General features: G+C 67.5%; 7 protein-coding genes. All 7 read right to left on the bottom strand.

The genetic code is table 11. The features are described 5' to 3' along the window. On the bottom strand, positions 1–941 hold a 941-nt coding region (locus tag ACRDTL_RS16340), incomplete at its 3' end, for a class I SAM-dependent methyltransferase (RefSeq protein WP_431507751.1). Positions 942–1,001: 60 nt separating this feature from the next. Next, positions 1,002–1,820 carry a histidine phosphatase family protein gene (locus ACRDTL_RS16335; protein ID WP_431507750.1) on the bottom strand — a complete coding sequence of 273 codons (819 nt, stop codon included), beginning with the start codon at positions 1,818–1,820 and terminating at the stop codon, positions 1,002–1,004. 109 nt (positions 1,821–1,929) lie between these two features. Then, positions 1,930–2,676: an enoyl-CoA hydratase gene (locus tag ACRDTL_RS16330; protein ID WP_431507749.1), complete on the bottom strand. Its 747-nt coding sequence runs from the start codon at positions 2,674–2,676 to the stop codon at positions 1,930–1,932. Then, a complete protein-coding gene (locus ACRDTL_RS16325) occupies positions 2,673–3,476 on the bottom strand; it encodes an NUDIX hydrolase (protein ID WP_431507748.1) in 804 nt (267 codons plus the stop codon). Before ACRDTL_RS16325 ends, ACRDTL_RS16330 begins: the two co-directional genes overlap by 4 nt. Next, positions 3,473–4,315, bottom strand: a complete 843-nt coding sequence (locus ACRDTL_RS16320; RefSeq protein ID WP_431507747.1) for an ABC transporter ATP-binding protein — start codon at positions 4,313–4,315, stop codon at positions 3,473–3,475. Before ACRDTL_RS16320 ends, ACRDTL_RS16325 begins: the two co-directional genes overlap by 4 nt. 104 nt (positions 4,316–4,419) lie before the next feature. Continuing rightward, positions 4,420–5,655 (bottom strand): phosphoserine phosphatase SerB, encoded by a 1,236-nt coding sequence (gene serB / locus ACRDTL_RS16315; protein WP_431507746.1) that lies wholly within the window; start codon positions 5,653–5,655, stop codon positions 4,420–4,422. Positions 5,656–5,688: 33 nt separating this feature from the next. After that, positions 5,689–6,964 (bottom strand): cbb3-type cytochrome c oxidase subunit I (locus ACRDTL_RS16310; protein WP_431507745.1); only part of this gene is annotated, 1,276 nt, incomplete at its 5' end.

Raw genomic sequence — 6,964 nt, 5'->3', positions numbered from 1 at the left:
ACGTTGTAGAACCAGCCCTTCGGCACTACCCGGCGCCACAGGTTCTCGTCAACCCAGGTCAACGTCTTCCAGCTGGTGAACGCGAATTTAGCCCAGCCCCCACCCAATCGGTCCGTCGGCACCGCGTACTCGAACGTGCGCAGCGGCCAGCCCATCATGGCGGCGGTGAACTCGACGGTGGTGGTGTCGACGTCGACCGCACCGGCGTCGCTGGCCACCTTCTCCAAGTCACCCGGCGCGAACGTGTGCAGGTCGACAAGGGCTTCCAGCGCCGCGGCACGCGAGGATTCGTCGAGCTCGGCCTGTGGCCGCCGCCAGCTGCCAAGCCCGGGCAACTTGGTGACGTTGGTGGCGATCCGCCAGGTCAGCGTCGACAGCTTCCGGGCGTAGCCGTCGCCGACGGTGGTCGGCTCGCCGGCGAACACGAAGCGGCCACCGGGCCGCAGCACCCGAAGCACCTCGCGCAGCGACTGCTCGACGTCGGGAATGTGGTGCAGCACGGCATGTCCGACCACCAAATCGAACGTGTCGTCGTCATATGGGATGCGCTCGGCATCGGCGACCCGGCCGTCGATGTCCAGGCCCAGCGACTGCCCGTTGCGGACGGCGACTTTGACCATGCCCGGCGACAAGTCGGTGACCGAACCGCGCCGCGCCACCCCCGACTGAATCAGGTTGAGCAGGAAAAAGCCAGTGCCACAGCCTAATTCGAGGGCACGGTCGTACGGCAGCCGGCGGACCTCGTCATCGGGGACGGCGGCATCGAAGCAGTCCCGCGCGTAGTCGACGCAGCGTTGGTCATAGGAGATCGACCACTTCTCGTCGTAGTTCTCGGCTTCCCAGTCGTGGTAGAGCACCTGAGCCAGCTTGCTGTCGTGCCGGGCCGCCTCCACCTGTTCGGCCGTCGCGCGCGGCTGCGGCGCGGGATCGGTACTCGTCATGGTGGCCCAGCCTAGCGACGTCGTCGTTGGCGATGTAACTGCCGCCTGGCGACGACGTGCTCAGAACAACATCAGGGCCGAGGCGATTGTCGTGCCCAACTCGCCCGGCAGTGCCCCGGCCAGGTCGGGCGACAGGTCGCCGGGGTTGAAGCCGCTACCGAGGTCGCCACCCAAAGCGTTGACGATGTCATCGATCACCGCGGCGGGAGATCGGAGCGTCGCCGTCCCGACGTAGCTGATTCCGGCGCCAATCGCGTCGATGATCGTCGCCGGATTGCCGATGAGCGCCTCCCAAATGTCGAAGCTGCCCAGCGTCCAGCCATCCTGCGGATCGCCGGAGACCACGACTTGGCCTTCGTTGGGCACCAGCTGGCCCGCTTTGAGCAGCTCCGCAAGGACGAATGGGAAATCGAGGTTTTTGACGTTCATCAGCGTCCAGGTGGCCATCGCCCTTTCGCTGGAAAACACCACATCAGTGGGGTTACCGCCACCGCCCCCGACGGTATTGCCAAAGATCGTGTCAACGGCATTGATCTCATCGAGCCCCGGCAGTGTCTGCAGCGCGGGCATCCCGTGCATGCCGGTCAAGTACTGTGCGGTCTCGATCGCTCTGAGCTCATCCGACAAGTAGATCCCAGCGTAGGGGCCGTCCTGCGCGAAGATGCCGGCGACGGTGTCCGCCTGTTGGTCACCCAACAGACTGAGTGGGGTTCCGGGCGGCACCGTGTCGATGATGCCGTTCTGATTTGCCACCGACTGCGCGTGCCGCACGAAGTCGCTGATGATCGACTCCTCGGCCCAGGCGGTCGCGGTACCCATGCCCAGCAGGACCGGCGTCAGCAGCGCGAAGGCGCCGTAACCGAACCGACCGGCCATCATTTCTCCCTCCGCCCCGAGGATCTCACCTGAGAGAAATATGTGTGCAGGCTGAGGGTAGCGTGTGTGTCAACCCCGTGTGCCGGGTACGGATACATGGACGTACCGCCCGCTACCGATCGTCGGCATCCGAATCAACGCTGGCCGCGAACACCTTCCGGTAGCGGCGGCGGTCGGCGGCCAGCCGCTCGGCCGCGGCCAGGTCGAAGACGTCGTCGATGCCGGCCTTGGCCGCGGCCAGCGCATGCCGCGGGCCGTCGACGAAGCGGCCGGCCCAGGCCGCAGCGGCGTCGTACACATCGTCGGGGCTCACCATCTCGTCGATCAGACCCAACGCCAGCGCCTCCTCGGCGTCGCAGAAACGCCCGCTGTATACCAGCTCCTTAGCCCGGCTGACCCCGACCGTGCGGGTCAGCCGCGTGAGGCCGTCGCTGTCGGGAACCAACCCGGCCAAGATCTCGGTCGCGCCGAACTTCACGTTGTCGCCGCTGACCCGCCAGTCGGCGGCCAGTGCCAGGGTCACGCCGGCGCCCAGGGCGTATCCGGTGATCGCGGCCACCGTCGGCTTGGGGATCGCCGCGAGTGCGTCGATGCCACCGCGGCGCACCCGCATCCAGGTCTCGGCCTCCGGAACCGTCAGTGCCTGCAGCGCGGTCATGTCGTCCCCGGCGGAGAAGATCCCATGGCCGCCGAACAGGATCACCGCGGCGACGTCGTCGCACGCACCCAATTCGGCAGCGGCCTGCGCGATCTCGCGGTAGACCTGGCGCGTCATGGCGTTGGTCGGCGGCCGCGACAGCCCCAGGGTGCCGACGCCCGCACGGCCGGCGTGGAAGTGGACGCTGACGAACTCGCTCACCGGGGCCGCCGGTGCAGAGCCTGGTTGTAGCGATCGGAGTCGAAGAACTCGAACTCCCAATTGTCGCCGTCGGTGGTCACATCCGCTTGCACCGCGACAATTCGGCGTTCCACGCTCAGCACCTCACCCACGGTGTGGCCGGCCAGCGAGTCCAGCTGCGTCCAGGTCGGCGGCAGCAGGAAGGTGCGGCCGGCCGCGAAGTCGTCGATGGCCACCCGGGGCGTGGTCCACTCGGCGCGGTCGGATTCGGTGTTCTCTCCGTCGGCGCGCTGGCCTGCCGGCAATGCCCCGACGAAGAAGTAGGTGTCGTAGCGCCGGGTGCGTTCGGCCTCCGGGGTGACCCAGTTCGCCCACGGTCGCAACAGGTCCGCGCGCAACACCAGATTTTCGGTGCGCAGGAAGTCCGCGAACGACAGCGTCCGGTCGGCCAGCGCCAGCCGGGATTCCCGGTACACCGAGGCGTCGCCGACGATGCCGTGCGGGTCGTCGGCCGGGCCCGCGAACAACACCCCGGATTCCTCGAACGTCTCGCGCGCGGCCGCGCAGACCAGCGCCTCGGCGAGACCGTTCTCGACGCCGAACCGCTGGGCCCACCACGACGGCGGCGGCCCGGCCCAGGCGATCTGAGCGTTGCGGTCACGATCGTCGACCCCGCCGCCGGGGAACACCATCACGCCCGCGGCGAATTCCATCGCCGAGTGCCGCTGCATCAGGAAGACGGAGATGCCGCCCGGATGATCTGGGTTGTCGCGGACCAACATCACGGTCGCGGCCGGTCGCGGGGTCAACGGGGTGGTCATGCGCGCCTCCGGTGGGCGGCGCGGACGCGGGTGCGGCGGGCGAAGTACCGCCCGTCGATGACGTCCAGAGCCATCGACTGGCCGAACGCCGCGGAGAGGTTTTCGGCGGTCAGCACGTCGGACAGCAGACCGGCCGCGACGACCTGCCCCTCCGATAACAGCATGGCGTGGCTGAAGCCCGGCGGGATCTCCTCGACATGGTGAGTGACCAGCACCAGCGCGGGTGCGTCGGGGTCGGCGGCCAGGTCGGTGAGCCGGGCCAGCAGTTCCTCGCGGCCACCCAGATCCAGGCCGGCGGCGGGTTCGTCGAGCAACAACAACTCGGGGTCGGTCATCAACGCGCGGGCGATCAGCACCCGCTTACGCTCCCCTTCGGAGAGGGTGTCGTAACTGCGGTCGGCCAGGTGCTCGGCGCCGAGGCTTTCCAGCATGTCGATCGCCCGGTTGTAGTCGACGTCGTCGTAACGCTCCCGCCATCGGCCCAGCACCGCGTAACCCGCCGACACGACCAAATCGCGCACCGCTTCGTGGCCGGGCACCCGCCCTGCCAGCGCCGACGAACTCAAACCCACCCGGGAGCGCAGCTCGGCGGCGTCTACCCGGCCCAGCCGTTCGCCGAGCACGTAGGCCGCCCCCGACGACGGGTGCTCGGCGGCGGCGGCGATCCGCATCAGCGACGTTTTACCAGCGCCGTTGGGCCCGATGATCACCCAGCGTTCGTCGAGCTCGACCGCCCAAGTCACCGGTCCGACCAGGACCCGCCCGTCACGGCGCAGCGAAACGTCGTGAAAGTCGATCAGCAGGTCGGGGTTGGCTGCCGCGCTTCCGGTTTCGGGCACCTGACCATCGTGCCGTACCGCGGCGCCGCCGGGTCGCGCCACCCCACGTTCATTGGCGCTGACCCGCTGCACTCGGCTAACGCCGAGTTTGCGATCGGCGCCGGCTACTCCGGTGGGATCTCGACGCGGCGCAGCACGCCGTCGACCGCGTCGGCAGCCTCGATCTCGCCGCGGGTGACGCCGAGGATGAACAGTACGGTGTCGAGGTACGGGTAGCTCAGCGACGCGTCGGCGACCTCGCGCAGCGCCGGTTTGGCATTGAACGCCACGCCCAGGCCCGCCGCGGCCAACATGTCGATGTCGTTGGCGCCGTCGCCGACCGCGACGGTCTGCTCCAGCGGCACCCCGGCCGCCTGCGCAAAGTCGCGCAGCGCCTTGGCTTTCCCGGCCCGATCGATGATCGGGCCGATGACCCGCCCGGTGAGTTTGCCGTCGACGATCTCCAGCTGATTGGCTGCGACGAAGTCCAGCATCAGCTCGTGTGCCAGCGGCTCGATCACCTGCCGGAAGCCGCCTGATACCACGCCGACGTGAAAACCCAACCGTCGCAGCGTGCGCAGCGTGGTCCGCGCGCCCGGCGTCAGTTCCAACTGGCCGGCTACGTCGTCGAGCACCTCGACGGGAAGACCCGCCAGTGCGGCGACCCGCTGCTGCAGCGACGCGGCGAAGTCGAGTTCGCCGCGCATCGCGGCGTCGGTGATGGCCGCGACCTCGTCGGCGACGCCCACCCGGGCGGCCAGCATCTCGATCACCTCACCCTGGACCAGCGTCGAGTCGACGTCGAACACGATGAGCCGTTTGGCGCGCCGGGACAGCGTGTAGTCCTCCACCGCCACGTCGACGCCGACGTCGGCGGCCACCTGGGTCAGCGCGGCCTGCAGTCGGCCGGCGACGCCCGGCGGCACCGAGACCCGCAATTCCAGACCGGTGACCGGATAGTCGGAGACGCCGCGGATGAGGTCGATGTTGGCGCCCAGCGCGGCCACCTCCCGGGCTACCGCGCCGAAAGCCTCGGCGGTGACCGGTCGGCCCAGGACGACGATGACATGGGTCGACGGCTCCCGGATGATCGGCAGACCGTCGCTGCGCTCGATAGTGACGTCCAGACCGACTCGGTGGATGGCCGCCTCGACGTCATCCCGCAGCGCACGCCCCTCGGCGACCTCCACCGCGGCCGATACCAGCACACCCAGCGTCAGCCGGCCGCGGATGACCACCTGCTCGACGTTGAGCAGTTCGACCTTGTGCGCCGAGAGCATGTCGAAAAGCGCTGACGTCACACCTGGCTGGTCGACACCGGTGACGGTGATCAACACCGGCACCTTGGGTGGCCTATTCACCTGCGGCTCACCCGTTGCGACCGCTACCGCCCATCAGGTGCGAACGCTTACGTCGTCGGCTCTGGTGACGTCGTCGTCCTCCGGGCCGTGGGCTCGGCCGATATGCGCCTCGGCGCGGAGTCGTTCCACCATGTGCGGATAGTGCAGCTCGAAAGCCGGACGCTCCGAGCGGATCCGGGGCAGCTCGTAGAAGTTGTGCCGCGGCGGTGGGCAACTGGTCGCCCACTCCAGCGAGTTGCCGCAGCCCCACGGGTCGTCGACGGTAACCGGTTCGCCGTAGCGCCAGCTCTTGAACACGTTCCAGACAAACACGAGCATCGATGCGCCGAGGATGAACGACCCGATGGTCGAGACGATGTTGTACATCTGGAAACCGTCGGTGGGCAGGTAGTCGGCATACCGACGTGGCATCCCCATGTTGCCTAGCCAGTGTTGCACCAAAAACGTGGTGTGAAAACCGATCAGCGTCAACCAGAAGTGCAGCTTACCCAGTCGCTCGTCGAGCAGCCGGCCGGTCATCTTCGGGAACCAGAAATACACGCCGGCGAAGGTGGCGAACACGATCGTGCCGAACAGCACGTAATGGAAGTGGGCGACCAGGAAATACGTGTCGGTGACGTGGAAGTCCAGCGGCGGACTGGCCAATATGACACCGGACAGGCCACCTAGCAGAAAGGTGACCGCGAAGCCCACCGCGAACAGCATCGGCGTCTCGAAGGTCAGCTGGCCCTTCCACATGGTGCCGATCCAGTTGAAGAACTTGATCCCAGTCGGCACCGCGATCAGGTAGCTCATGAAGGAAAAGAACGGCAGCAGCACCGCTCCGGTGGCGAACATGTGGTGCGCCCACACCGCCACCGACAGTCCGGCGATGCTCATTGTTGCGTACACCATCGTGGTGTAGCCGAAGACCGGTTTGCGGGAGAACACCGGGAAGATCTCGGTGACGATGCCGAAGAACGGTATCGCCACGATGTAGACCTCGGGGTGGCCGAAGAACCAGAACAGGTGCTGCCACAACAGGACTCCGCCGTTGGAGGCGTCGTAGACATGCCCGCCGAGTTGGCGGTCGACGAGCAACCCGAGCAGCGCCGCGGTCAGCAGCGGGAAGACGATCAGGATCATGATCATGGTGATCAGGATGTTCCAGGTGAAGATCGGCATCCGGAACATCGTCATGCCCGGCGCCCGTAGGCAGATCACCGTGGTCAGCATGTTGACGCCACCGAGGATGGTGCCCAGACCGGCGATCACCAGGCCCATGATCCAGAGGTCGGCGCCGACACCGGGGGAGTGCGTGACGCTGGAC

This window comes from Mycobacterium sp., assembly GCF_050700595.1.
GTDB lineage: Bacteria > Actinomycetota > Actinomycetes > Mycobacteriales > Mycobacteriaceae > Mycobacterium.
This window is presented reverse-complemented; position numbering and strand designations above follow the sequence as displayed.

Coding starts and splice junctions, on each gene's coding strand:
- ACRDTL_RS16325 (WP_431507748.1), bottom strand. CDS start 3,476: ATGACCACCCCGTTGACCCCGCGACCGGCCGCGACCGTGATGTTGGTC.
- ACRDTL_RS16335 (WP_431507750.1), bottom strand. CDS start 1,820: ATGATGGCCGGTCGGTTCGGTTACGGCGCCTTCGCGCTGCTGACGCCG.